This is a genomic window from Streptomyces sp. NPDC003032 (assembly GCF_053591415.1).
Genome location: NZ_JBSFTT010000001.1, coordinates 458,729 through 483,741 on the forward strand (window position 1 = coordinate 458,729; position 25,013 = coordinate 483,741).

Sequence of the window (25,013 nt, forward strand, 5' to 3'; positions counted from 1 at the left end):
CACACATCAGCCCGAACCGGGCCCCTCACTCGAACCCGGATCCACGGCACAGGAGCTCCCGCTCTTCGGCATCTCCCCATACAACAAGAACCCGTCCACCTTGTCCCGCACGCACGCGGAACCCAGGTAACCGGTGTGCCCGTCCCCCTTGTTGTCCAGGACGACGGCCTGGGAGCCGAGGCGCCGCGCGGTCTCCTCCGTCCAGCGGTAGGGCGTCGCGGGGTCACCGCGCGTGCCGACGAGCAGCAGCTTGGGCGTCTTCACGTCGCGTACGTCCTCACGGATGTACGTGGTTCCAGGGGGACGCCCGAAGCAGAGCAGCACCGGCATCAACATCGACTTGCCGAAGACGGGCGACGCCTCCTCGAACTCCTCCTGGAGCCTGCCGACTTCCTTCTCTATGCGCGCGGCGTCGGGCCGGTCGGGGTCGTCGGCGCAGTTCACGGCCATGAGGGCGGCGGTCATATTATCCATAGGCACCTCTTCACCCGCGACACCCGCGACACCCGCGCCACCCCCCTCACCCACGTCACCGGGGCCGCTTCGGACACCGCCCGCAAGTCCGCCGCTCATCCGGATCAGCGCCCGCGGGTCCCCGTCCGCGAGCAGCGCGCCCAGCGCCTGCGACAGCGCGGGCCACGCCTGCCTGCTGTACAGAGCCTGACTGAGTACGCCGACGACATCCTGCCCCGTGAACTCCTCACCCTCCATGGACCGCAGCGGCACCGCGTCCATGTCCTGGATGAGCTGGACCATGCTGTGGCGGGCGGCGCGGGCGTCGGTGCCGAAGACGCAGCCGGCGTTGCCGGTGCACCAGGTCAGGAAGTTGTCGAGGGCGTTCTGGCGTCCCTCGGCGGTCACGAGGGACTGCTCGGCGAGGGGCTCGGTCAGCGTGTCCACGCCGTCGAGCACCATCCGCCCGACCTTCTTGGGGAACTGCGCGGCGTAGACGGCGCCGAGCCGCGTCCCGTAGGAGAACCCGAGGTAGTTCAGCTTCTTGTCGCCGAGGGCCTGCCGCATGACGTCCAGGTCGCGCGAGACGTTGACCGTCCCCATGTACGGCAGGACGGGACCGGACTTGGCCTCGCACTCTTTGGCGACCTCGCGCAACTCGGCAAGCAAGGCACCCGGATCACCACTCCCCCCTCCCCCTCCCTCTTCCCCTGGGACGGGGTCCCCGTCGGTGTCACCGCAGCTGACGGGGTCGCTCAGACCGACGCCGCGCGGGTCGAAGGAGACGACGTCGTACCCCTTGCTGAGGAAGCCGAACTCCTTCTGGGAACCGGCGAGTGCGGAGACGCCGGGGCCGCCGGGGCCGCCGAAGTTCAGCAGCAGGGAGCCTCTGGGCTTGCCGCTCGCGCTCGACCTCATCCGGATCAGCGCGACGTCCACGGTTCCGGTCCCGGGCCGGGCGTAGTCGAGCGGAACGGTCACGTCTCCGCACTGGACGTCCTTGGAGTGCCCGGTGGCTTCCGCCATGGCCTCCGTCGAGCCCTTGCAGGCACCCCATTTGATCTTCTGCGTGTAGTACCGCGACAGGTCGGGCCGATCATTCCCGTCGGCCACCTCGGTGAGGCCCGGCGCGACCACTCCCACGACGGCGAGCGCGGTCAGGCCGGCCACTGCGTAAGCTCCCCGCACGGCAACCTCCCAGGGCTCTCCCCCAGCCCCACCCTAAGCGCCCCCGCGCCCCCGCGCCCCCTCACTCTCCGTACACCCCCGAGCCACCTTCCTGCCGCTCGGACCGCCCCACCCCGCCGCTCCACGACGGACATCTCCCACGCACCCACCCGTTCACCCCGCGCTGCAGGGCGGGCGGCTGAGGTGGGCCTGGGATCACACGGCCGCAGGGTGGGAAGCCCCGCGCTGCGAGGGCAAGCGCACCGAAGCACACGGCAGGGGCTCCCGGCGCTGCTGAGGTGGGCGTGGGAGTCGGGAAGCCGCGACGGCCCGCAGCCGCGAGCGCGCGCGAGGGGACGTGGGGGTATGTGCGAGCGGAGCACAGTAGAGCAACTAGCCCAGCAGCAAATCAACGCCCACACCAAGATGGCGAGCACGCACATACCCCCGCGGCCCCGCCCCCACAGACGAACCCAAGGCGCAGACGGCACCACGACCCCGGCCCCGCCCTCAGACGGACCCAAGACGCCGCCCCCGCGCCCCCTCCATCAGCCCCCCAAGCCCCGCCCACGCAAAGTTCATCAGCGTGGACGCCGCCTCCTTCGCCGAGACAGACTCGTTCGCGTTGGCCCACTCCGCGAGGGACTCCGCCGCGCCCACCAGCGCCTGCGCGAGGCCCGCGACCTCGTGGTCCGGCAGAGAGGGGTCCTCGTGCGCCTCCCGCGCCGCCACCGCGATCACCGACGTCACATACGCCACCACCTCCTCCCGCATCACCGCGACGAGCGCCGCGAACGGCTCCCCCTGGGCCCGCGCCTGGCGGTGCAACACCGCCCACCCGTCCGGCCGCTCCGCGGTATGCGCGAAGAACGCCCGCAACCCGTCCCAGAGTTGACGCTCGGCGGCCCGCTCCCCCGCGACGGCGCTCACCCCTTCCCGCACCGCCCCGACGAGCGCGGCGGCCTCCCGCCGTATGCACGCGCTGAAAAGCTCCTCCTTGGAGTCCAGATACAGGTACACCAGCGGCTTCGACACACCGGCAAGCTCCGCGATCTCGTCCATGGAGGCCGCCCGGTACCCCCGCCGCGCGAAAATCCGCACCGCCGCGTCCAGCATCTGCTGCTCCCGCACGGCCCGCGGCATCCGCTTCTGCCGCCGCTTCTCGCCCACCCCGCCCCCGCCTTCCCACGCTGCCCGTCACAACTCAGCGTCAGCGTACGGTCAACGGGGCCAGGTGAACGATTACCGGAGGAAGAGAAGACCGAACAAGCCCCGCCCCCCGATCGATCAACCGCTCCGAGGACGGGGCTCACGCAGACGCAGACGCAAACGCAGACGCAGACTCAGACGCAGACTCAGGCAGTCGCAGGCACCGTCCGCGACGGCGCCGCGTCCTCGACCTCCACCCCGCCGAAGTCATCGAGCGGCGACGCCGAAGCACTCTCGTACGCGTCCAGGTCCAGAATCTTCTCCCGAGCCGCAACGATCACGGGAACCAGCGCCTGCCCGGCCACGTTCGTGGCGGTCCGCATCATGTCCAGGACGGGGTCGATGGCGAGGAGCAGACCCACGCCCTCCATGGGCAGACCCAGCGTGGAAAGAGTCAGCGTCAGCATCACGGTGGCGCCGGTCAGACCGGCCGTCGCCGCCGAACCCACCACCGACACGAACGCGATGAGCACGTACTCCTTGATGCCGAGGTCCACGTCGAAGATCTGCGCGACGAAGATCGCGGCGATCGACGGGTAGATCGCGGCGCAGCCGTCCATCTTCGTCGTGGCGCCGAAGGGCACCGCGAAGGACGTGTACTCCTTCGGGACGCCGAGCCGCTCGGTGACCTTCTGAGTGACGGGCATGGTGCCGACAGAGGAGCGCGAGACGAAGGCGAGCTGGATCGCGGGCCAGGCGCCCTTGAAGAACTGGAGCGGGTTGACCTTGGCGACGAACGCGAGCAGCAGCGGGTAGACGCCGAACATCACCAGGGCGCAGCCGATGTAGATGTCCGCGGTGAACGTCGCGTACTTGCTGATGAGGTTCCAGCCGTAGTCCGCGATGGCGAAGCCGATGAGGCCGACGGTGCCGATCGGGGAGAGCTTGATGACCCACCACAGGGCCTTCTGCAGCAGCGCGAGAACCGACTCGCTCAGCTCCAGGATCGGCTTGGCCTTGTCACCGATCTTCAGTACGGCGACGCCGGCGACGGCGGCCATGAAGACGATCTGGAGGACGTTCAGATCGGTGAAGGGCGTGATGACGTCCGTCGGGATGATCCCGGTCAGGAAGTCGATCCAGGAGCCCGCGTCCTCGGGCGCCTTGCCGTCCTTGGGGGTGAGGCCGGTGCCGGAGCCGGGGTTGGTGAGCAGGCCGATGGTGAGGCCGATGGCCACCGCGATCAGCGACGTGATCATGAACCACAGCAGGGTGCGGGTGGCGAGCCGCGCGGCGTTGTTGACCTTGCGCAGGTTGGTGATGGACACCAGGATCGCGAAGAAGACGAGCGGGGCGACCGCCAGCTTCAGCAGCCCGATGAAGGTACTGCCCACCTTGTCCAGGGTGGTGACGAGCCAGGACACGTCCTGGCTGCGCGCGAGCCAGCCGAGCAGGACACCGAGGACCAGACCGCCGAGGATCTGGGCCCAGAAGGGCATCTTGAGGTACTTGGTTATCCGGAAGCGGGACTCAGGCTTCTCGGTCTGGCCCGCCTTGTCGGCGGGCGTCGCGGAATTCGCGGACACGGACACACTCCGGTGAGGAAAAAATCAGGGGGAGGGGGACGTACGGGAGCGGCGACCGCGAAGGGTCAGCAGCGCCGCCGCAGCGGGGGTCACGGTCAGACGTGACAGGCCGCGGACATGCAGCGGCAGAGGTCGACATGCAGGCGCGCCACGAGCGGGACGCTCATGGCGTGGCGGTGCGCTGCTGCTGTCTTCATGTCGAACACGTTAACACTCGTGCTTTGAGAACATCAAAGGTCTTGTTTGAGGTAAGTCACCGCTCGCACCCCTGAAACGCACAGACCAACGCACAGACCAACGCACAGGACCCCGGACCCGGAGCGGGATGCTCCGGACCGGGGTCCTGACAAGAGTGACGAAGCTTACAAACCCTGCGCCTGCGCGCGGCCACCCTGGCCGCCGCCCTGCGCACGCGCCATGTCGTCCGCGCTGTCCTCCTGCGTACGGTTCGCCTCCAGGTTCGCCTTGGCGCGGTCCACGCGCGCGACGACGTCCTCGGAGGCGCGGTCCCGCTCCTTGCGGAGCACCACGAAGCTGATGGGCGCCGAGACGACCAGCGCGAGCAGCAGGATCCACAGCATGTTGGAGTCGCCGAGGCCGCGCGGCAGCATCCCGGAGTAGACGAGGCCCCAGACGACCAGGAAGCAGCCCACGAAGATCCCGAGGCGCATCAGCGTGTAGCGGAGCATGTCAATCCACTCTTCCGTTCCGAAATGGGCCCGAGTAGGACGAGCCCCTCCAGTGAAGCATGGGAGGGGCTGTGACCGGCAAGGGGGTGAGCCCGTCAGACCCGCATCGCCTGCGGCGTCTCCCGCAGCATCGGATCGGGCCCCTCGTACTCACGGATCGACTCGTAGCGCGTGTTCCGCTCGACGGGCCGGAAGCCCGCCTCGCGGATCAGATCGAGCAGATCCTCCCGCGTCAGCTTGTTCGGCGTGCCGAAGTTGTCCGCGTCGTGCGTGATCTTGTACTCGACGACCGAGCCGTCCATGTCGTCCGCGCCGTGCTGGAGCGCGAGCTGCGTGGTCTGCAGGCCGTGCATGACCCAGAAGACCTTGACGTGCGGGACGTTGTCGAACAACAGGCGCGACACCGCGAAGGTCTTCAACGCCTCCGCGCCCGACGCCATGGTCGTCCGCGCCTGGAGGCGGTTCCTGACCTTGCCGTCCTTCATGTCCACGAAGTCGTGCTGGTAGCGCAGCGGGATGAAGACCTGGAAGCCGCCGGTCTCGTCCTGGAGCTCACGCAGCCGGAGCACGTGGTCGACGCGGTGGCGCCGCTCCTCGATGTGGCCGTACAGCATCGTGGACGGGGTCTTCAGACCCTTCTCGTGCGCGAGGCGGTGGATGCGCGACCAGTCCTCCCAGTGGGTGCGGTGGTCGACGATGTGCTGCCGCACCTCCCAGTCGAAGATCTCCGCGCCGCCGCCGGTCAGCGACTCCAGACCGGCCTCGATCAGCTCGTCGAGGATCTCCGAGGCCGACAGCCCGGAGATCGTCTCGAAGTGGTGGATCTCCGTCGCCGTGAAGGCCTTCAGGGAGACGTTCGGGAGGGCCTTCTTGAGCTCGCTCAGCGAACGCGGGTAGTAGCGCCACGGCAGGTTCGGGTGCAGGCCGTTGACGATGTGCAGCTCGGTGAGGTTCTCGCCCTCCATCGCCTTGGCGAGGCGGACGGCCTCCTCGATGCGCATCGTGTACGCGTCCTTCTCGCCCGGCTTGCGCTGGAACGAGCAGTACGCGCACGACGCGGTGCACACGTTCGTCATGTTGAGGTGGCGGTTGACGTTGAAGTGGACGACGTCGCCGTTCTTGCGCGTGCGCACCTCGTGGGCGAGGCCGCCGAGCCAGGCCAGGTCGTCCGACTCGTAGAGCGCGATGCCGTCCTCGCGGGACAGCCGCTCACCGTCCCGGACCTTCTGCTCCAGCTCGCGCTTGAGACCTGCGTCCATGCCCTCGCCCTTACCTCTCCAGCGACCTACGACCTACGACCTGCCACAAACTCCCGCCAACCGTACGCCCCCCGCCCCGCTCACTCCTCCTCGGGCAGCTCCCCGACCCGGTTCTCCCACTTGGTGGAGAGCACGATGGTCGTACGCGTCCGGGAAACGCCCCGCGTCCCGCTGAGCCGGCGGATCGTCTTCTCCAGGCCGTCCACGTCGCTCGCCCTGACCTTGAGCATGTACGAGTCGTCGCCCGCGATGAACCAGCAGTCCTCGATCTCGTGCAGGTCCTTCAGGCGCCGCGCCACGTCCTCGTGGTCGGCGGCGTCGGAGAGCGAGATGCCGATGAGGGCGATGACGCCGAGGCCGAGCGAGGCGGAGTCGACGGTCGCGCGGTAGCCGGTGATGACACCGGCCGCTTCGAGGCGGTTGATCCGGTCCGTGACGCTGGGCCCGGAGAGGCCCACGAGCCGTCCGAGTTCGGCGTACGAGGCCCGGCCGTTCTCCCGCAGGGCCTGGATGAGCTGCCTGTCCACGGCGTCCATAGGTGCGATGCCTTTCATTATTCAGCGATACCGCGAGTCTATGTGTAGAATCTAAGGCGCAACAGGGCTTACGCCCTGTAAATCTCTCTCAATCTCAGCAGATCAACGACGATCCTTCGATTTTCAGGAGTGAGTTACCCCGTGTACTCGATCGAGATGGCCTACGCCCGTATGCGCGAGCTTCAGGACATGGCCAACCGCTCGCGTGCCCACCGGACCGCCGCGACCGAGGCCGACGCCCGCAAGAAGCGCGCCGCCAGGAAGCGCTAACCCCCCTGGGAGCCGGAGCCGCCTCCGGACCCGGAGCCCAGCTCTCCCTCCCACCGGCGGTACAGGCTGTGCGGCACCCCTGCCGCGTCCAGCGTCCGCCCGGCGACGAAGTCCACCAGATCCTGGATGTGCGTCGCCCCCGCGTAGAACGCCGGGGAGGCGGGCAGCACGATCGCGCCCGCCTCGTCCAGGCTCACCAGATGCCTCAGCGTCTGCCCGTTCAGCGGCGTCTCGCGTACGCAGACCACCAGCCGCCGGCCTTCCTTGAGCGTCACGCTCGCCGACCGCTGGAGCAGGTCCTTCGAGAGGCCGAGCGCCACCCCGGCCACGCACGCCGTGGACGCCGGCACGATCAGCATCCCCTTCGTCGCGTACGAACCCGAGGACGGGCCCGCCGCCAGATCCCCGGCGGCCCAGTACCGCACGTCCTCCAAGGATTCCGCCGGCATATCGAAGCCGTCCGGCTTGCCGTCGGCGCCCCGCGCGAGCCACTGCCGCAGATCGTCCCGCCAGTGCGCGTCCCGGAAGGAGATGCCCGTCTCGTCGAGCAGCGTCAGCCGCGAGGCCCGCGACACGACGAGGTCCACGCTCTCGCCCGCGCCGAGCAGGGCCCGCAGGACGGCGGCGGCATAGGGCGTACCGGACGCGCCGGACACCCCCACGATCCAAGGCCTACGCTCCGTATCTCCTGGTTTCACGCAGTGAAGCCTATCCGGCGGCCGTGCGGGCGGTGAGCCCGCGTCAGACCGTGAGACCTCGTACGAGCAGATCGAGCAGCGCGCACACGAACAGGGCGATCCCGATGAAGCCGTTCACCTGGAAGAAGGCGCGGTTGAGCCGGGACAGGTCGTGCGGCTTCACGATCGAGTGCTCGTACAGGAAGGCACCGGCGACGATCACCAGCCCGAGCCAGAAGAAAGCGCCCGCGCCCGTGTCGAGCGCGTACCAGACGAAGAGCGCCGTGGTCACCAGATGGCAGCCCCGCGCGCCCCGGATGGCGGCCGGGACGCCGAACCGCGCGGGCACCGACTTCACGCCGACCTCGCGGTCCGTCTCCACGTCCTGGCAGGCGTAGATCAGGTCGAAGCCGCCGATCCAGACGCCGACCGCGAGCCCGAGGATCACTGCCTGCCAGGACCACTCGCCGGTGACCGCGATCCAGGCGCCGACCGGGCCCATCGCCTGGGCGAGTCCGAGGATGGCCTGCGGGAAGTTCGTGAACCGCTTGCCGTACGGATAGACGACCATCGGGACCACCGCGATGGGCGCGAGCGCCAGGCAGAGCGGGTTGAGCAGGGCGGCCGCGCCGAGGAAGACGACGAGCGCGACCAGCGCGCCGGTCCACGCGGACTTCACCGACACCACGCCCGTGACCAGCTCGCGGTGGGCGGTCCTCGGGTTACGGGCGTCGATCTCGCGGTCGATGATCCGGTTCGCGGCCATGGCGAACGTCCGCAGGCCCACCATGCAGATGGTGACCAGGAGCAGCCGCCCCCAGTGGATGTCCTCGTCCAGCTGGAACATCGCGGAGAGGGAGGCGATGTAGGCGAAGGGCAGCGCGAAGACGGAGTGCTCGATCATGACAAGGCGCAGGAAGGCTCTGGTCTTCCCGGGCCGCGGCAGCGCGGCGGAGGGGGCGCTCACAGTCCGTACTCCGTCCAGCGGCGCGTCACTCGGTCCGCCGTCTCCGGGTCGGACTCGACCATCTCCGGCCAGCCCCCGTCGCGTACGTACCCCTCCTCGGGCAGCTTCCGCGTCGCGTCGATGCCCGCCTTGCCGCCCCAGAACTGCTGGTAGGAGGCGTGGTCGAGGTGGTCGACCGGGCCCTCGACGACGGTGAGGTCACGGGCGTAGTCGGTGTTGCCGAGGGCCCGCCACGACACCTCGTGCAGATCGTGGACGTCGCAGTCCTTGTCGACGACCACGATCAGCTTCGTCAGGGACATCATGTGCGCGCCCCAGATGGCGTGCATGACCTTCTGCGCGTGCTTCGGGTACTTCTTGTCGATCGAGACGATCGCGCAGTTGTGGAAGCCGCCCGACTCCGGCAGGTGGTAGTCGACGATGTCCGGGACGATCACCTTGAGCAGGGGCAGGAAGAAGCGTTCCGTCGCGCGGCCCAGTGGGCCGTCCTCCGTCGGCGGGCGGCCGACCACGATGGACTGGAGCAGCGGCCGCTTGCGCATCGTCACGCAGTCGATCTTCAGCGCGGGGAACGGCTCCTGTGGCGTGTAGAACCCGGTGTGGTCGCCGAAGGGTCCCTCGGGCAGCATCTCGCCGGGCTCCAGCCAGCCCTCGATGACGACCTCGGCGTGCGCGGGCACCTGGAGCGGCACCGTCTTGCAGTCGACCATCTCGACGCGCTTGCCCTGGATGAAGCCGGCCAGCATGTACTCGTCCATGTCACCGGGCAGCGGCGCGGTGGACGCGTACGTGACGGCCGGCGGGCAGCCGAAGGCGATCGCGACGGGCAGCTTCTCGCCCCGGCGGGCGGCCACCTGGTAGTGGTTGCGGCTGTCCTTGTGGATCTGCCAGTGCATGCCGATGGTGCGCTTGTCGTGGCGCTGGAGGCGGTAGAGGCCGAGGTTGCGCACCCCGGTGTCGGGGTCCTTGGTGTGGGTCAGGCCGAGGTTGAAGAAGGAGCCGCCGTCCTCGGGCCAGGTGAAGAGCGCGGGCAGCCGCTCCAGGTCCACGTCGTCGCCCGTGAGGACGACCTCCTGGACGGGCGCGCTCTCGGACTTCACCTTCTTCGGCGGTACGTGCGTCATCGCGCCGAGCTTGCCGAACGCCTCCCGCACCCCGACGAAGCCGTGCGGCAGCTCCGGCTTGAGGAGGCCGCCGATCTTCTCGCTGATCTCGCCGTACGACTTAAGGCCGAGCGCCTTGAGCAGGCGGCGGTCCGTCCCGTACACGTTCATCGCCAGGGGCATCGCGGAGCCCTTGACGTTCTCGAAGAGGAGCGCGGGGCCGCCGGCCTTCTGCACCCGGTCGACGATCTCACCGACCTCCAGGTACGGATCGACCTCGGCCTTGATGCGCTTGAGATCGCCCTCGCGCTCCAGTGCACGGAGCAGGGAGCGAAGATCGTCGTAAGCCATGCGTTCCAGTATCCGGCACCGGCTACCCTGGCCCCGTCACCGGGGGCACGCACCGCTCCTGCCGCCACCGCTTGGGGGACCGCGCCACCATGCTCAGGTATCTGCCGTTCCTGCTGGTCCTGGCCGTGTGGATCTACGCCTTCATCGATGTCCTGAACACTCCGGAGAAGGAGATCAGGCATCTGCCCAAGGTGGTGTGGGTCATCATCGTGCTGCTCTTCGGCGAGGTGCTGCTCGGCCCGATCGCCTGGTTCGCCACGGGCAAGGTGCGGCACGCCCCGGGTGGCGGTGGTGCCGCGCGCGGCCGGACCCGGTGGGTGGCGCCCGACGACAACCCCGACTTCCTGAAGTCCCTCAAGGACGAGGAGCCCGACGGCGACGACGACGGGAAGAAGCCGGGCAAGGGCGACGAGGGCTGACGGGCCATGGAGCTGCGGCTGCTCGTGACCTTCGAGAAGGTCGCCACCGTCCTCAGCTCCACCCGGGCCGCCACCGAGCTGGCGTACGCGCGGTCCAGCGTGACATCCGGCTGACCGAGGCGGGGACGCGGCGGGCGAAGGTGCTGGTCCACGTGCCGGTGGGACGCCCTGCCGATGGGCCCATCGGCCCCGCCGATGAGGCCTGACCGCGGGCTCGCGTGGGCACGATGGGAGGCATGAGCAGCGCATCCCGCATCCCCACGGTCGACCTGCGGCCGTGGCTGTCCGGCGACCCCGGGGCCCGCGCGCGGACGGCCCGTACCGTCGACGCCGCCCTACGCACCGCCGGGTTCCTCCTGGTGACCGGGCACGGCGTCGACCCCGGCCTGCGTGCGGCGATCAGGGAGTCGGCCCGCGGCTTCTTCCACCTGCCCGCCGGGGCGAAGCGGCCGTACGCGGTGAAGGTCGGCGGGCGCGGCTGGCTCGGACCGGGCGCCGAGGCCAACAGCTACGCGGAGGGCACGGCCGCTCCCCCGGACCTCAAGGAGTCACTGTCCTTCGCGGCGGACGAGCCGACAGGGAACGCGGCCGTGGACGCCGAGTGGTTCACCGCGAACACCTGGCCGGCCGAGGTCCCTGAGCTGCGGGCCCTCGTGGAGACGTATCTGCGCGAGATGCGGTCGCTCTCCGACCGCCTCCTCGGGCTGCTCGGCGTCGCGCTCGGCGGGGACGACGAATTCTTCACCCGCCATACGGGCCACCCCACATGGGGCTTCAACATCAACTGGTATCCGGGCACGGAGCGGGTGGGCGAGCCCGAGCCGGGTCAGTTCCGCATCGGCCCGCACACCGACTTCGGCACGGTCACCGTCCTGGACCGCCAGGCGGGCAAGGGCGGCCTCCAGGTCTTCACGGACGAGGGCGGCTGGGAGGACGCGCCCTTCGACCCGGACGCCTTCACCATCAACATCGGCGACCTGATGGCCCGCTGGACGGACGGCCGCTGGCGCTCGGGCCGCCACCGGGTCCTGCCGCCGCCGCCCGACGCCCCGGCGGAGGAGCTGATGTCGCTCGTGTACTTCTACGAGTGCGACCCGGGCACGGACGTCAGGGGCGTGGACTCGCACACGTATCTGCGCGGGCAGCTGGACGCGATCACGGTGGACCCCGCCGACGGCCGCCCGCCCTGCTGACGTCATCCGGCGGCGTACGCCTCCCGCAGCTCGCGCCAGCGGTCCAGGTTCCACGTCGACCAGTCCTTGGGGCGGCCGTCCAGCGCGTCCGCGAGGAGCTCGAAGTGGTCGTGCCACCCGGCGAGGCAGTCGAGCCGCAGCGCGTCGTCGCCGTCGAACTCGTTGGTGAAGCGCAGCGTGGTGGCGGACTCCCCCGCCGGTTCCAGGTGGAAGCGGCACCGGCCGTGCAGATCGATCGTGTACTCGGCGACGACGTCGGGGTCCCAGGCCGTGACGTGCCCGCAGTGCACCGCGTCCACCTCGCCGTTCAGCCACCGCAGCGTGACCGCGCCGCCCAGCCGGGGCTCGAAGACATCGGCGGCGGCCAGCCACCCCGGCAGCCCGCCGGGGGTGGCCACCGCCGCCCAGACCTTCTCCACAGGGTGGGGAAGACGCAGCTCGTAGTGGAGGTGCTGGGTGTCCCCCTCGGTCCGGCTGGCGCCCTGCCCGATCGTCACGGTCATGGCACCAGCCTGACCCGGCATGCTCCGTTCCGCACCTCGCGGTTCAGACTCCGGCGTACGAGTGCTTGCCGGTGACGAAGATGTTCACCCCGTAGTAGTTGAACAGCCAGCAGCCGAAGGCGATGAGGGCCAGGTAGGCGGCCTTGCGGCCCTTCCAGCCGGCCGTGGCGCGGGCGTGCAGGTAGCAGGCGTACGCGACCCAGGTGATGAAGGACCAGACCTCCTTGGGGTCCCAGCCCCAGTAGCGGCCCCAGGCGTCGCCCGCCCAGATCGCGCCCGCGATGATCGTGAACGTCCACAGCGGGAAGATCGCCGCGTTCAGCCGGTACGAGAACTTGTCGAGCGTGGCCGCCGAGGGCAGCCGCTCCAGGACGGACGTGGCGAACTTGCCGGGCTGCCCGCCGCGCTGGAGCTTGGCCTCGTAGCTGTCCCGGAAGAGGTAGAGCAGCGTGCCGACCCCGCCGACGTAGAAGACGGCGCCGCAGAAGATCGCGGTGGAGACGTGGATCCACAGCCAGTACGAGTGCAGGGCCGGGACCAGCTGGTCGCTGGAGGTGTACAGGACGGTGACGGCGAGACCGAGGTCGAGCAGGACCGTGGTGACCAGGGGCAGGCCGAGCCAGGCGATGTTCTTCTTCAGCGCCATCAGCACCAGGTAGACGCCGACGGCGACGGTGGAGAAGGTGATGCTGAACTCGTACATGTTGCCCCACGGCGCCCGCTGCACCGACAGGGCGCGGGTGAGCACCCCGCCGAACTCCAGCAGGAACGCGAGCACGGTGAGGGAGACCGCGATACGGCCGTAGAGGTCGCCCTTCTCGTCCCCCGCCGCGGCGCCGGGACCGTCCGGCACGTCCCGGGCCCCGGAGACGGACCGCGTGACGACCCGCGGACGCTCCAGGGTGGCGGTGCCGCCCTTGGCCTGGACGGTGACCGCGGGCGCCGCCGCTGCGGCCTTGCTCGGGGTGAGCGCGGCGGCGGTGCGGGCGACCTTGCTGCGGCTGCCGAAGAGCCACTCCGCCATGTGCGCGAAGAAGGCCAGGAGGTAGACGGCCATCGCGGAGTAGATCAGCACATTGCTGATGTGCGCGAGGTCCTCGTTGGGTTCGGCGGCCAGGGTGGTGGCGAGATTCACTTCTCAGCCCCTTCGGCTGGGTCTGGCGCGCTCGGCGCCTTCTCGTGCAGGTGGGCGGCGAGGTCGGACAGTTCCTCGGGGAGCTTGGAGGACTCGCTGCGGCCGAGGCCCGCCATCTCCACGACCGTGACGCCGTCGGCGCCCCGCACCGCCCGCACCCACACGCGGCGGCGCTGGATGAACAGCGACCCGGCGAGGCCCGCGATCGCGGCGAGCGCGCCGGCCAGCGCCCAGACGGAGCCGGGCTCCTGGGAGATCTGGAAGGTCGCCCACTCCTTGAGGTCCTTCTCGAAGGTGATCGAGCCGGCGCCGTTGGGCAGCTTCATGGTCTCGCCGGGCAGCAGCCGCTTCTTGAACAGCTCGCCCTTGGAGTCCTTGAACTTGGTCATCTTCCGGGTGTCCAGCTGGTACACGTTCTGCGGGACACCGGAGTCGACGCCCAGGCTGCCGTGGTACGCGGACAGCGCGAGCACCGGGAAGTCGGCCGCGGGGAACTGCGAGAACATCTGCCCCTTGCCCTCACCCGCGAAGGTCGGCACGAAGAAGGCGTTGAAGCCGAGCTGCTCCTTCTTGCCGCTCTTGTTCTTGTAGCCGTCCAGGACCTTGATGGCGCCGGTCGCGGTGCCGTTCTGGTCGATGGGCAGCAGCGGCACGGCACTCTCGTAGACGACCTTGCCCTTGCCGTCGCGGACGGTGACCTTCGGGGCGTAGCCGTGGCCGATGAGGTAGACCTTCGAGCCGTCGATCTCCAGCGGCTCGTTGACCTTGATGGCCTGCTTCTTCTCGGGGCCGTCGACGCCTTCGCTGTAGGTGACGTTCGCCTGGTAGGTGCGGGGCGTGCCGCGGTTGGGACCCGACTTCTCGTACGTGCCCTTGAAGTCGTCGAGCTTGAAGCTGAACGGCGCCAGGTCACCGGTGTCGAAGAGGCTGCCGGACTTGAAGTCGTCGTACTGGGAGAGCGTGTTGGAGAAGCCGTCGCCCTCCATGACCAGCTTGCCGCCCTCGGACTTGAAGAGCTGTCCGGCGGCGAAGGCGATCAGCATCACGATCAGCGCGATATGGAACATCAGGTTCCCGGCCTCGCGCAGATAGCCCTTCTCGGCGGCGACCGAGTCCGCGGTGCTGTCCGCCCGGAAGCGGCGCCGCTTGAGCAGCGCGAGCGCCGCCTCGTGCACCTGCTCGGGCTCGGCGTCGGTGCGCCACGTCGTGTACGCGGGAAGCCGCGTCAGCTTGCGCGGCGCGCCCGGCGGACGACCGCGGAGCTGGCCCACGAACTGCCAGGTGCGGGGCACGATGCAGCCGATGAGGGAGACGAACAGCAGGATGTAGATCGCGGAGAACCACACCGAGCTGTAGACGTCGAAGAGCTGAAGCTTGTCGTAGAGGGGGCCGAGCGTGGTGTGCCGGTCCATGAAGTCCTGGACCTTGAGCTCGTCGACGTTGCTCTGCGGGATCAGCGAACCGGGGATCGCGCCGAGCGAGAGCAGCAGGAGCAGGATCAGCGCGACCCGCATCGAGGTGAGCTGCCGCCAGAACCAGCGCAGCCAGCCGGTCACGCCGAGGGAGGGCAGGTTCGGCGACTCCTCCCGGGGGGCGGTCGACAGCTGCTCACCCGCGGCGCCGAGGTCGTCCCGCTGCTCGGGGGCTTCGGTCTTGCTCATGGATCAGATCCCCACGGTGTAACTGCTCGTCCAGACCTGCATCTGCTGCACCATGCTGTCCCACACACCGGTGACGAGCAGCAGGCCGGTCGCGATCATCATGATGCCGCCGACGCGCATCACCCACACATAGTGCCGCTTCACCCAGCTGAAGGCGCCGAGTGCCTTGCGGAAGGCGACGGCCGCGACGATGAACGGTACGCCGAGCCCCAGGCAGTACGCGACGCTCAGCAGCGCGCCGCGCCCCGCGCTCGCCTGCTGCAGGGAGAGCGCGCTGACGGCGGCGAGCGTCGGGCCGACGCAGGGCGCCCAGCCGACGGCGAAGAGGGCGCCCAGTATCGGGGCGCCCGCGAGCCCGACGGCGGGCTTCTTGTGGAAGCGGAACTCGCGCTGCGAGAGGAAGGGCGTGAGCCCCATGAAGAAGAACCCGAGCACGATCATCATCGCGCCGAGCACCTTGGAGATGGTGCTCTGGTAGTCCTGAAGGGTCCGGCCGAACTCGCCGAACAGCGCCCCGTAGGAGACGAAGACCGCGGTGAAGCCGAGCACGAAGAGCCCGGAGCCCGCGACCATCCGCCCCCGCTTGGCCTCGGCCATGTCCTGGCCGCTGACCCCGGTGACGTACGACAGATAGCCGGGCACGAGCGGCAGGACGCACGGCGAGAAGAAGGAGACGAGCCCGCCGAGCAGGGCGACCGGGATCGCGAGAAGCAGCGCCCCGCTCATGACGGTCTGGTTCGGGCCGCTGATGGCCGCGAGGGTGATCATCACTTCTCCGCGAGCACGGGGTCGATCATCTTCCGCAGCTTCTCTTCGTTCAGCGGCTGCTGCGAGCGGGCCGCGATCTTGCCGTCCCGGTCGACGACGAGCGTCGAGGGGATGAAGTTCGGGTTCATCGTGCCCTTGGGGAAGCGCAGCATCAGCTTGCCCGTCGGGTCGTACAGGCTCGGGTAACGGACCTTGTGCTGCTTCTCGAACGCGATCGCCGGGCCGCGCTCGGGGTCACGGGTGTTGATGCCGACGAACTCGACGCCCTTGGCCTCGGTCTCGGCGGCGACCTTCACGAAGTTCGGCGCCTCGGCCCGGCACGGCGCGCACCAGGAGCCCCAGACGTTGATGACGAGGATCTTGCCCTTGTACGCCTTGGCGAGGTTCAGCTGCTTGCCTTCGAGGGTCTCGCCGTCGAGTTCGGGGAGCGGCTTGCGGTCCGCCTTCTTCGCGGTGGCGATGCCGTCCGAGCCGGCCACGAAGTTGGTGTTGCCCGAACCGCCGGACATGCCGCCCGAGCCGCACGCGGAGAGCACCAGCGCACCGACCGCGGCTCCGGCGGACATCAGGGCCACACGGCCGCGGCGGCCGCCCGGACGGCGGCTACGGCTGCGGCTCGTGCTCTGGGGGGCGCGGCATGCGGCACTCATGTGAAAAGTTTCGCATGTCTGTTTCGGGGATCTTCCGCACCCCCCGCGGTTGCGGAAAGTCCCATTTCAGGCGGCCTTTCCGAGCCCCTTCCAACCACCCGCGGGCTGCTGGCCGACATCGAGGCCCTGGAGCTGCTTGAGCACCTTGGGGTCCTGCACGTCGAGCCAGTCGACGAACTGCCGGAAGGAGACCAGACGTACGTCCTTCTTCCCGGCGATGTGCTTCAGGGCGTCCTCGACGGCGTCCATGTAGATGCCGCCGTTCCACTCCTCGAAGTGGTTGCCTATGAAGAACGGCGCGCGGTTGGTCTCGTAGGCCCGCTTGAACCCGGATATGTAGGCCTCGGTCGCCTGCTTGCGCCAGCCCGGGTAGTTGTGGGGCGGCGCCTTCGTGGAGTTCTGCGACTGGTTGGCGAGGATGTTGTAGTCCATCGACAGGACCTCGAAGGAGTGGCCGGGGAAGGGCACCGCCTGCAGCGGCAGGTCCCACACGCCCATCTTCTTCTCCGGCCAGCGCTGGCGCCCGCCGGGCGAGGAGGCGTCATAGCGCCACCCCAACTTCTTCGCGGTCGGCAGCAGGTTGTCCTGGCCGAGCAGACAGGGCGTGCGGCCGCCGACGAGTTCCTTGTCGTAGTCGAAGGGCAGCGACGGCAGATCGGTCCAGCCGGTGTTCGTACGCCACTTCTTCACAAAGGACTTGGCCTGGTCGATCTCGTCCTGCCATTGCGCGGGAGTCCAGTGGGCGACCGACCCGGTGCCCGTGCAGAAGTGCCCGTTGAAGTGCGTGCCGATTTCATGGCCTTCGAGCCAGGCCTGACGTACGTACTTCAGCGTGTCCTTGATGTGACCGTCGGTGAGATAACCGATGTCGGACGCGCCCACCGCGTTGTTCGGTGGACGGTACATGCGCTTCTTCGATTCAGGCAGCAGATAAAGCCCGGAGAGGAAGAACGTCATGTGCGCGTCGTGGTCCTCGGCGAGCTTCAGAAAGCGCGGGAACAGACCGTTCCCGACCTCACCGGCGCCGTCCCAGGAGAAGATGACGAACTGCGGGGGCGTCTGTCCCGGCTCCAGCGGAACCGGCTTGCCCGGCTGCTTGGGCTGCGCGCCGGTATAGGCGGTCGACCCGTCACCGATCGGCTTGGCCGGGTGCTTGTCGGCTCCGGCCTGCCCGTTCTTGGCCTTGTCCGCGGGCCCCGAGGAATCCCCGTCGGCCCCGGAGCCGCATGCCGCGAGCCCGAAAGCGGCGGCCGCGCCGGCTCCGAGTCCGAGCATTCCCCTGCGGCTGATGTCGCGCATTCCATCCCCATTCGTCGCGCCCTTGGGTCCGTCCTGCCGTATGTGGCTTGCAAGAGGGACGACCTGTGAGAGGGCGCGACGAACAGCGGGGTTCCTGCGTAACGCGTTTATTTAACGTGTTTTACCCAAAAGGGACTTACAGTCGCGACGTGATTACACGGCGCCGATGAAAGCGGGCGGTTTAAGCACCGAAGGCTTTGCTCTTGCCCTTCACCGGCTTCGCGCCCGCACGCAGATGCGCGGGGACGAGATCGCGGGCCGGCTCGCTGTAGCCCACCGAGACGATCCGGTCACCGCGGTAGGTGAACGTCGTCAGCGAGGCGAGCGTGCACTGCCGCTTGCGCGGGTCGTGCCACAGGCGCCGCTTCTCCACGAAGCTGCGCACGATCCAGATCGGCAGCTGGTGGCTGACACAGACCGCCTCGTGCCCGCGGGCGGCGTCCTTCGCCGCGTCCAGGGCGCCCATCATCCGTACGACCTGCTCGACGTACGGCTCGCCCCAGGACGGCTTGAAGGGGTTGAAGAGGTGCCGCCAGTTGTCGGGGTTCTTCAGCGCGCCGTCGCCCACCCCGAAGGTCTTGCCCTCGAAGACGTTGCCCGCCTCGATGAGCCGGGCGTCGGTGGCGAGGTCCAGGCCGTGCACCTTGGCGATCGGCATGGCCGTCTCCTGGGCGCGGTCCAGCGGCGAGGCGACGACGTGCGTGACGTCGCGCTGCGCGAGGTGCTCGGCGACCCGGTCGGCCATCCGCCGGCCCAGCTCCGAGAGGTGGTAGTCGGGCAGCCGCCCGTACAGGATCCCCTCGGGGTTGTGCACCTCGCCGTGGCGCATCACGTGTACGACGGTCAGCTCGTCGCCCGCCGCGGCGGCGCTCATGCGGTGACCTCCGTCGCTTCCGCGGCGGCGCGCGCGGCGCCCGGCAGGGCGGCGGCGATCCGCTCGACGGCCCGCTCGTCGTGGGCGGTGGACACGAACCACGACTCGAAGGCGGAGGGCGGCAGATAGACGCCCTGCGACAGCATCGAGTGGAAGAAGGCGGTGAAGCGGAACGACTCCTGCGCCTTCGCCTCCTCGTAGTTGCGCACCGCGCTGTCGGTGAAGAAGACGGAGAACATGTTGGACGCGTTCTGCACCGTGTGCGCGACGCCCTCCTTGCTCAGCGCCTCGGTCACCAGGCCCCGCAGCCGTTCGGAGACGGCGTCGACCTTGTCGTACGCCGCGTCGTCCAGGAGCCGCAGCTGCGCCAGGCCCGCGGCCGTGGCGACCGGGTTCCCGGAGAGCGTGCCCGCCTGGTAGACGGGGCCCGCCGGGGCGAGGCGCTCCATGACGTCGGCGCGCCCGCCGAAGGCCGCGGCGGGGAAGCCGCCGCCCATGACCTTGCCGAAGGTCATCAGGTCGGGCCGCACACCGTCGACGCCGAACCAGCCCGCCTTCGACGTACGGAAGCCGGTCATGACCTCGTCGGAGATGTACAGCGCGCCGTCCTCGCGGCACAGGTCCGCGAGGCCCTGGTTGAAGCCCTCACCCGGCGGTACGACGCCCATGTTGCCCGGCGACGCCTCGGTGATGACGCAGGCGATCTGCCCGGGGTGCGCGGCGAAGGCGGCGCGGACGGCGTCCAGGTCGTTGTACGGGACGACGATGGTGTCGCCGGCCTGCGCGCCGGTGACGCCCGGCGTGTCGGGGAGCCCGAGGGTCGCCACGCCCGAGCCGGCGGCGGCCAGCAGGGCGTCGACGTGCCCGTGGTAGCACCCGGCGAACTTGACCACCTTGGCGCGGCCGGTGAAGCCGCGGGCCAGCCGGATGGCGGACATGGTCGCCTCGGTGCCGCTGGAGACGAGCCGCACCTGCTCGACGGGTTCGATACGGGCCACGATCTCCTCGGCGAGCGCGACCTCGCCCTCACCGGGCGTGCCGAAGGAGGTGCCGCGCGCCACGGCCTCCTGCACGGCGGCGATCACCTCGGGGTGGGAGTGGCCGAGGATCATGGGACCCCACGAGCACACGAGGTCGACGTACTCGCGGCCGTCGGCGTCAGTCAGGTACGGACCGGTACCGGACACCATGAAACGGGGCGTACCACCCACAGCGCGGAACGCGCGCACGGGAGAGTTCACACCGCCGGGCGTCACGGCCGCCGCACGGTCGAAAAGAGTCTGCGAAACTGGGGCGCTATACGGGAAGCTCACATGAGCCATGGTGTCAGAGGGTCCGGACATCCTGCGGACAGGTGTTTCACTCCACGTTTTAGCGGGTGAACGTGGGGGAGGTCACTGACACGATGATCGGGTTGCGTGGCGGGGGCCGCGAGGCCTAGAAAAGACAGGGCCGTGCCGCCCTGGCAAAGCAGTCGGGTGGAGATATGCATCGCGGTGGCGGACTGGGCGAGGGGACCGACGGCCTGGGTCCACGGCGTGCCCGGCGGGGCAAGCACCGACGCGAGGCGGAAGCGCACTCGGCGCAGGCGCCCGACCAGGCGCGGGGCGAGTCCGGTGAGTCCCGGCAGGACCGGGTGAGCAGCAGGAGTGGCGGGGTGGGGGTGACGTACAAGTACTTCGGAGCCCCGGACGGCGCGACCGCTGCCCGCGTGCCCATCTCGATGCGGCCCGAGGAGCTGGGCGGCGACGAGCTGGGCATGGGTGGAATGTTCACGAAGATCAAGCCCGAGACGATGGCCGCGATGGTCCTGACCGGCATCGAGGGCATACCCCTGCACAAGGTTCCCCCGCTGGAGCTGGTCGTCCTCCACCCCGACTACGCCGTGGTGAAGCTCCCCATGACCGTCGTCGACCCGCTGCGCGGCATCGGCGAGGAGTCGGTGGGCGCCGCCGCCTTCATATGGTCCACGGTCCCGGACCGGGGCGGCCCCCGCGACGCCTTCAACGTCTACCAACTGCTCCACGAGTGGCAGGACTTCAGCCACCGCCTGCACGACGCGGGCCACCAGGCGTACTGCCTGGTGTGGCCCTGACGTCCCGTTACGTCCGTCCTGTCGACTGCGCGACCACGTCGGTCACGTCGGTCACGTCGCCCGCAGCGCGGCGAGCCGCTGCCCGAACGGGGCGGCGCGATCGCCGCGGCTGTATCGGTGTCGGCCACCTCCGGGCGGCCACCTCCGGGCGGCCCCCGGCGGGCGGCCCCCGGCGGGCGCCATGAAGCGCGCCGGATCGGCGCCCGCCCGGGTGATCCGCGCCGCGAGGCCCTCCTCGCCCCAGTCCTCCGACGCCGCGTGGACGGCGGTCGGCAGGACGAGCGCCCGCAATGGGCGAAGAGCGGACGCGGGGCGTGCTCGGTGGCCGGCGAGTGCCGCGCGGTGCCACCGGTCGCGCCGATCAGCACCGGCTTCCCGGTCAGAGCGCCCGGTGGTCGGGTCTCCGAACGACAGCCCCGCCCCGGCTGTTCCCGGCGGCCGGAGGGCGCCCGGCACCCGTTGTCGGACCCGCCCCCTACCGTGGACGCATGGAGCGATCACAACGGCCGGACCTGCGCCTCGAACCCTGGTCGGACGAGGGTGGCCTCGCGCTGCTCACCCGGCTCAACACGCCGGAGCTGACGGAGCACTTGGGCGGCCCCGAGACCCCCGAGAAGCTGACGAACCGGCACCGCCGCTACCTCGGGCTCGACGACAGGGGCCAGATGTTCCGCATCACCCTGGTCGGCGGGATGACCGGGGGGACGGCAGGCGGGACGACCGGCGGGACGACCGGCAGGACGGCAGACGGGACGACCGGCGACACGACCGGCAGGACGACCGGCGGCACGGCAGGCGACACGACCGGCAGGACGACCGGCGGGACGGCAGGCGGGACGGCAGGTGTGACGACCGGCGGGACGGTCGGCTCGACCGGCAGCACGACCGGCGGCACGGCAGGCGACACGACCGGCGGGACGGTCGGCTCGATCGGTGTGACAGTCGGCTCGATCGGCTACTGGGAGACGACCTGGCAGGGCGAGACCGTCTGGGAGACCGGCTGGGGCGTCCTGCCGGAGTTCCAGGGCAGGGGCGTCGCGGCGGACGCGGCGCGACTGGTCGCCGAGAAGGCGAGGGCGGCGGGCCGCCACGCCTTCCTCCACGCGTTCCCCGCGACGGGACACGGGGCGTCCAACGCGGTGTGCCGCAAGGCGGGTTTCACCCTGCGGGGCGAGGCGTCCATCGAGTACCCGGCAGGGAACTGGCACCCCTGCAATGACTGGCGTCTCGCCTTGGGCGGGCCCTGACCGTCACCCCAAGCCCGCCGCCGCCGCTCCGCGGCGGATATCTCCTCGCGCCACACACCCCGCCCCCCATGCCACCCTTTTCCCCATGCTCAACGCCCGCTCCGCCACCCTCTTCCTCCTCGCCGCCCTCTTCGAGATCGGCGGGGCCTGGCTCGTCTGGCAGGGCGTGCGCGAGCACCGCGGCTGGGCCTGGATCGGCGCGGGCGTCATCGCGCTCGGCGCCTACGGCTTCGTGGCCACGCTCCAGCCGGACGCCGAGTTCGGCCGCGTCCTCGCCGCGTACGGCGGGGTCTTCGTCGCGGGCTCGATCGCCTGGGGCATGGTCGCGGACGGCTACCGGCCGGACCGGTGGGACGTCATCGGCGCCCTGATCTGCCTCGCGGGCATGGCCGTGATCATGTACGCGCCGCGAGGCCGCTGATCCGCACGCCTATCCTGTCTGACGTACGAACACAGGTCCGCCTTGATCTCCGCCAGTCCGAGCCCGAGCCATCCGGTCCGCGCTCGGCCTGCCTCCCACAGCCCGAGGAGCGAACCATGACCGCCGCAGGCAAGCGCATCGCGATCGTCACCGGCGCCAGCAGCGGCATCGGCGCCGCCACCGCGCGCGGCCTGGCCGCCGCCGGCTACCGCGTCGTCCTCACCGCGCGCCGCAAGGACCGCATCGAGGCGCTCGCCGCCGAGCTGACGGACGCCGGGCACGACGCGATGGCGTACGCGCTCGACATCACCGACCGCGCGGCGGTGGACACGTTCGCGACGGCCTTCAAGAAGATCGCGGTCCTGGTGAACAACGCGGGCGGCGCGCTCGGCGCGGACACGGTCGCCGCGGCCGCCCCCGACGACTGGCGCCAGATGTACGAGACGAACGTCATCGGCACGCTGAACGTCACGCAGGCACTGCTGCCCGCGCTCACCGCGAGCGGCGACGGCACGGTCGTGGTGCTCTCCTCCACGGCGGGCCACGGGACCTACGAAGGCGGAGGCGGCTACGTCGCCGCCAAGCACGCCGAGCACGTCCTCGCCGAGACCCTCCGCCTGGAGATCGTCGGCACCCCGGTCCGCGTCATCGAGGTCGCGCCCGGCATGGTCAAGACGGACGAGTTCGCGCTGACCCGCTTCGGCGGCGACTCCGAGAAGGCCGCGAAGGTCTACGCGGGCGTCGCCGAGCCGCTCACGGCCGACGACGTGGCGGACACGATCACCTGGGCGGTCACCCGCCCGCCCCACGTCAACATCGACCTGCTGGTGGTCCGCCCCCGCGCCCAGGCCTCCAACACCAAGGTGCACAGGGAGCTTTGATGCCGGACTCCACGGAATCCGCCCACACCGCCGCCTCGCGCCGAGCGACCGAGGCCCTCCAGGCGTACGCGCTCTCCGAGGAGGGCTGGCGCGACAGCCCCAGCGAAACCCTCCAACGCGTCCTGGCCGACCTGCTCCACTGGTGCGACGACACCCAACGCGACTTCGACAGGGCCCTGTCCACGGCCCGCACCCACCACACGGCGGAACGCGGCCGTGCCTGACGTCGTCAAGCACGCGCAGGCACACCCAGGCACGCCCAGGCACACCCAGTGAAGGCTCAGCCCTTCACGCAGATGACCTGCTTCAGCTTCGCCACGACCTCGACGAGGTCCCGCTGCTGATCGATGACCTGCTCGATCGGCTTGTACGCGCCCGGGATCTCGTCCACGACGCCCGAGTCCTTGCGGCACTCGACGCCCCGCGTCTGCTCCTCCAGGTCCTTCGCCGTGAAGCGGCGCTTGGCCGCCCCCCGGCTCATGCGGCGGCCTGCGCCGTGCGAGGCCGAGTTGAAGGACGCTTCGCTGCCGAGGCCCTTCACGATGTACGAGCCCGTACCCATCGAGCCGGGGATGATCCCGAAGTCACCGCTGCCGGCGCGGATCGCGCCCTTGCGGGTGACCAGTAGATCCATACCGTCGTAGCGCTCTTCGCTGACGTAGTTGTGATGGCAGCTGATCTCCGGCTCGAAGGCCACCTTCGCCTTCTTGAACTCCTTGCGGACGACGTCCTTGAGGAGCCCCATCATGATCGCGCGGTTGTACTTCGCGTACTCCTGCGCCCAGAAGAGGTCGTTCCGATAGGCCGCCATCTGCGGTGTGTCCGAGACGAAGACGGCGAGATCACGGTCGATCAGCCCTTGGTTGTGCGGCAACTTCTGGGCGACGCCGATGTGGTGGTCGGCCAGTTCCTTGCCGATGTTCCGGGACCCGGAGTGAAGCATGAGCCACACCGAATCGGACATATCTACACATACTTCCACAAAATGGTTCCCCCCGCCGAGGGTCCCCATCTGCTTGATGGCACGCTCCTCGCGGAACCTGACCGCATCGGCGACCCCGTCGAATCGCGACCAGAAGTCGTCCCACCCCGCCGTCGCCATCCCATGGAAGCGCCCCGGCTCGACGGGGTCGTCGTGCATGCCACGCCCCACCGGAATCGCCTGCTCGATCTTCGACCGCAGCCGCGACAGATCACCGGGCAGGTCGTTCGCGGTCAGCGAGGTCTTGACCGCCGACATACCGCAGCCGATGTCGACGCCGACCGCCGCCGGGCAGACCGCGCCCCGCATGGCGATCACCGAGCCGACCGTCGCACCCTTGCCGAAGTGGACGTCCGGCATGACGGCCAGGCCCTTGATCCACGGCAGCGTCGCCACGTTCTGCAGCTGCCGCATCGCCGAATCCTCGACCGACGCCGGGTCGGCCCACATCCGTATCGGCACCTTCGCGCCGGGAACCTCTACATACGACATATCGTCCTCTTTCCCCCGTATCCCCTGTACTCCACTACAAGGCCAGAAGCACATGAAGCGCAAATACCGGCGCCAAGGTCAACGAAAGGGATGACGGACCGGCGTCCACGGCAGCGCGTGCGATAGACATTGTGTCCACCGGTCGCCCACCAGCGGCAACCGAATATCCCCAACGAGAGGAGCCAT

The 25,013-nt window shown here is 69.6% G+C and carries 25 protein-coding genes and 2 pseudogenes; 8 read left to right on the forward strand and 19 right to left on the reverse strand.

From position 1 onward, the window contains the following. Positions 1 to 6: 6 nt before the first annotated feature. The 6 genes from ACWDZ7_RS02250 to ACWDZ7_RS02275 all read right to left on the reverse strand — a co-directional run bounded on the left by ACWDZ7_RS02250 (position 7) and on the right by ACWDZ7_RS02275 (position 6,839). On the reverse strand, positions 7 to 1,623 hold the full coding sequence (locus tag ACWDZ7_RS02250) for an alpha/beta hydrolase (RefSeq protein ID WP_451794072.1): 1,617 nt from the start codon (positions 1,621 to 1,623) through the stop codon (positions 7 to 9). 507 nt (positions 1,624 to 2,130) lie between these two features. Next, entirely contained in the window at positions 2,131 to 2,763 is a 633-nt protein-coding gene (locus ACWDZ7_RS02255) for a TetR/AcrR family transcriptional regulator (RefSeq protein WP_451794170.1), read from the reverse strand. A 212-nt stretch (positions 2,764 to 2,975) separates the two neighbouring features. Further along, positions 2,976 to 4,355 (reverse strand): dicarboxylate/amino acid:cation symporter, encoded by a 1,380-nt coding sequence (locus ACWDZ7_RS02260; protein WP_451794074.1) that lies wholly within the window; start codon positions 4,353 to 4,355, stop codon positions 2,976 to 2,978. 362 nt (positions 4,356 to 4,717) lie between these two features. After that, positions 4,718 to 5,044 (reverse strand): DUF4229 domain-containing protein, encoded by a 327-nt coding sequence (locus tag ACWDZ7_RS02265; protein WP_451794075.1) that lies wholly within the window; start codon positions 5,042 to 5,044, stop codon positions 4,718 to 4,720. A 95-nt stretch (positions 5,045 to 5,139) separates the two neighbouring features. Further along, positions 5,140 to 6,303 (reverse strand): aminofutalosine synthase MqnE, encoded by a 1,164-nt coding sequence (gene mqnE, locus ACWDZ7_RS02270; RefSeq protein WP_451794076.1) that lies wholly within the window; start codon positions 6,301 to 6,303, stop codon positions 5,140 to 5,142. 80 nt (positions 6,304 to 6,383) lie between these two features. Beyond that, positions 6,384 to 6,839, reverse strand: a complete 456-nt coding sequence (locus ACWDZ7_RS02275; RefSeq protein WP_030791839.1) for an Lrp/AsnC family transcriptional regulator — start codon at positions 6,837 to 6,839, stop codon at positions 6,384 to 6,386. 129 nt (positions 6,840 to 6,968) lie between these two features. On the opposite strand from ACWDZ7_RS02275, the gene ACWDZ7_RS02280 reads away from it, so the two are divergent. Further along, entirely contained in the window at positions 6,969 to 7,109 is a 141-nt protein-coding gene (locus ACWDZ7_RS02280) for a hypothetical protein (protein ID WP_451794077.1), read from the forward strand. On the opposite strand, the gene ACWDZ7_RS02285 is transcribed toward ACWDZ7_RS02280, so the two are convergent. The 3 genes from ACWDZ7_RS02285 to ACWDZ7_RS02295 are packed head-to-tail and all read right to left on the reverse strand — an operon-like array spanning position 7,106 to position 10,207. Beyond that, positions 7,106 to 7,807, reverse strand: a complete 702-nt coding sequence (locus ACWDZ7_RS02285; RefSeq protein WP_451794078.1) for a UbiX family flavin prenyltransferase — start codon at positions 7,805 to 7,807, stop codon at positions 7,106 to 7,108. The two genes, ACWDZ7_RS02280 and ACWDZ7_RS02285, sit on opposite strands and share 4 nt — an antisense overlap. 43 nt (positions 7,808 to 7,850) lie before the next feature. Then, a complete protein-coding gene (gene mqnP / locus ACWDZ7_RS02290) occupies positions 7,851 to 8,753 on the reverse strand; it encodes a menaquinone biosynthesis prenyltransferase MqnP (RefSeq protein WP_451794080.1) in 903 nt (300 codons plus the stop codon). Continuing rightward, positions 8,750 to 10,207, reverse strand: a complete 1,458-nt coding sequence (locus ACWDZ7_RS02295) for a menaquinone biosynthesis decarboxylase (protein WP_451794081.1) — start codon at positions 10,205 to 10,207, stop codon at positions 8,750 to 8,752. The genes mqnP and ACWDZ7_RS02295 overlap by 4 nt, the downstream gene beginning before the upstream one ends. Positions 10,208 to 10,296: 89 nt before the next feature. On the opposite strand from ACWDZ7_RS02295, the gene ACWDZ7_RS02300 reads away from it, so the two are divergent. After that, a complete protein-coding gene (locus ACWDZ7_RS02300; protein WP_451794082.1) occupies positions 10,297 to 10,626 on the forward strand; it encodes a PLDc N-terminal domain-containing protein in 330 nt (109 codons plus the stop codon). A gap of 236 nt (positions 10,627 to 10,862) precedes the next feature. Continuing rightward, a complete protein-coding gene (locus ACWDZ7_RS02305; RefSeq protein ID WP_451794083.1) occupies positions 10,863 to 11,819 on the forward strand; it encodes an isopenicillin N synthase family dioxygenase in 957 nt (318 codons plus the stop codon). A gap of 2 nt (positions 11,820 to 11,821) precedes the next feature. On the opposite strand, the gene ACWDZ7_RS02310 is transcribed toward ACWDZ7_RS02305, so the two are convergent. From ACWDZ7_RS02310 to hemL, 8 genes are all read right to left on the reverse strand, one after another. Then, entirely contained in the window at positions 11,822 to 12,322 is a 501-nt protein-coding gene (locus ACWDZ7_RS02310; RefSeq protein ID WP_451794085.1) for an SRPBCC domain-containing protein, read from the reverse strand. A 43-nt stretch (positions 12,323 to 12,365) separates the two neighbouring features. Beyond that, positions 12,366 to 13,457: a c-type cytochrome biogenesis protein CcsB gene (gene ccsB, locus ACWDZ7_RS02315; RefSeq protein ID WP_451794086.1), complete on the reverse strand. Its 1,092-nt coding sequence runs from the start codon at positions 13,455 to 13,457 to the stop codon at positions 12,366 to 12,368. Then, on the reverse strand, positions 13,454 to 15,118 hold the full coding sequence (resB, locus tag ACWDZ7_RS02320; RefSeq protein WP_451794087.1) for a cytochrome c biogenesis protein ResB: 1,665 nt from the start codon (positions 15,116 to 15,118) through the stop codon (positions 13,454 to 13,456). Before resB ends, ccsB begins: the two co-directional genes overlap by 4 nt. A 3-nt stretch (positions 15,119 to 15,121) precedes the next feature. Next, entirely contained in the window at positions 15,122 to 15,886 is a 765-nt protein-coding gene (locus tag ACWDZ7_RS02325) for a cytochrome c biogenesis CcdA family protein (protein WP_451794088.1), read from the reverse strand. Beyond that, the gene (locus tag ACWDZ7_RS02330; protein ID WP_451794089.1) at positions 15,886 to 16,536 is read right to left on the reverse strand and encodes a TlpA family protein disulfide reductase; all 651 of its coding nucleotides are present in this window, start codon (positions 16,534 to 16,536) and stop codon (positions 15,886 to 15,888) included. Before ACWDZ7_RS02330 ends, ACWDZ7_RS02325 begins: the two co-directional genes overlap by 1 nt. 66 nt (positions 16,537 to 16,602) lie before the next feature. Beyond that, positions 16,603 to 17,835 carry a hypothetical protein gene (locus ACWDZ7_RS02335; protein WP_451794090.1) on the reverse strand — a complete coding sequence of 411 codons (1,233 nt, stop codon included), beginning with the start codon at positions 17,833 to 17,835 and terminating at the stop codon, positions 16,603 to 16,605. 181 nt (positions 17,836 to 18,016) lie between these two features. After that, on the reverse strand, positions 18,017 to 18,709 hold the full coding sequence (locus ACWDZ7_RS02340) for a histidine phosphatase family protein (protein ID WP_451794092.1): 693 nt from the start codon (positions 18,707 to 18,709) through the stop codon (positions 18,017 to 18,019). Then, positions 18,706 to 20,031: a glutamate-1-semialdehyde 2,1-aminomutase gene (gene hemL / locus ACWDZ7_RS02345; protein ID WP_451794093.1), complete on the reverse strand. Its 1,326-nt coding sequence runs from the start codon at positions 20,029 to 20,031 to the stop codon at positions 18,706 to 18,708. The genes ACWDZ7_RS02340 and hemL overlap by 4 nt, the downstream gene beginning before the upstream one ends. A gap of 164 nt (positions 20,032 to 20,195) precedes the next feature. Here hemL and ACWDZ7_RS02350 point away from each other — a divergent pair, with 164 nt between their 5' ends. Then, positions 20,196 to 20,804 carry a hypothetical protein gene (locus tag ACWDZ7_RS02350; RefSeq protein ID WP_451794094.1) on the forward strand — a complete coding sequence of 203 codons (609 nt, stop codon included), beginning with the start codon at positions 20,196 to 20,198 and terminating at the stop codon, positions 20,802 to 20,804. A 51-nt stretch (positions 20,805 to 20,855) separates the two neighbouring features. Here the strand turns inward: ACWDZ7_RS02350 and ACWDZ7_RS02355 are convergent. Then, a pseudogene (locus ACWDZ7_RS02355) lies at positions 20,856 to 21,190 on the reverse strand (CE1759 family FMN reductase); the annotation flags it as partial. Between the two features lie 546 nt (positions 21,191 to 21,736). Between ACWDZ7_RS02355 and ACWDZ7_RS02360 the strand changes: the two are divergent. The 4 genes and pseudogenes from ACWDZ7_RS02360 to ACWDZ7_RS02375 form a co-directional block, all read left to right on the forward strand. Beyond that, positions 21,737 to 22,051, forward strand: a pseudogene (locus ACWDZ7_RS02360) (GNAT family N-acetyltransferase); the annotation flags it as partial. A gap of 85 nt (positions 22,052 to 22,136) precedes the next feature. Then, a complete protein-coding gene (locus ACWDZ7_RS02365; protein WP_451794096.1) occupies positions 22,137 to 22,472 on the forward strand; it encodes a YnfA family protein in 336 nt (111 codons plus the stop codon). 116 nt (positions 22,473 to 22,588) lie between these two features. Then, the gene (locus tag ACWDZ7_RS02370; RefSeq protein ID WP_451794097.1) at positions 22,589 to 23,353 is read left to right on the forward strand and encodes an SDR family NAD(P)-dependent oxidoreductase; all 765 of its coding nucleotides are present in this window, start codon (positions 22,589 to 22,591) and stop codon (positions 23,351 to 23,353) included. Beyond that, positions 23,353 to 23,577 (forward strand): hypothetical protein, encoded by a 225-nt coding sequence (locus ACWDZ7_RS02375; RefSeq protein WP_451794098.1) that lies wholly within the window; start codon positions 23,353 to 23,355, stop codon positions 23,575 to 23,577. Before ACWDZ7_RS02370 ends, ACWDZ7_RS02375 begins: the two co-directional genes overlap by 1 nt. A gap of 56 nt (positions 23,578 to 23,633) precedes the next feature. Here ACWDZ7_RS02375 and ACWDZ7_RS02380 read toward each other — a convergent pair whose 3' ends face one another. Beyond that, positions 23,634 to 24,827: an RtcB family protein gene (locus ACWDZ7_RS02380; protein ID WP_451794099.1), complete on the reverse strand. Its 1,194-nt coding sequence runs from the start codon at positions 24,825 to 24,827 to the stop codon at positions 23,634 to 23,636. Positions 24,828 to 25,013 lie beyond the last annotated feature (186 nt).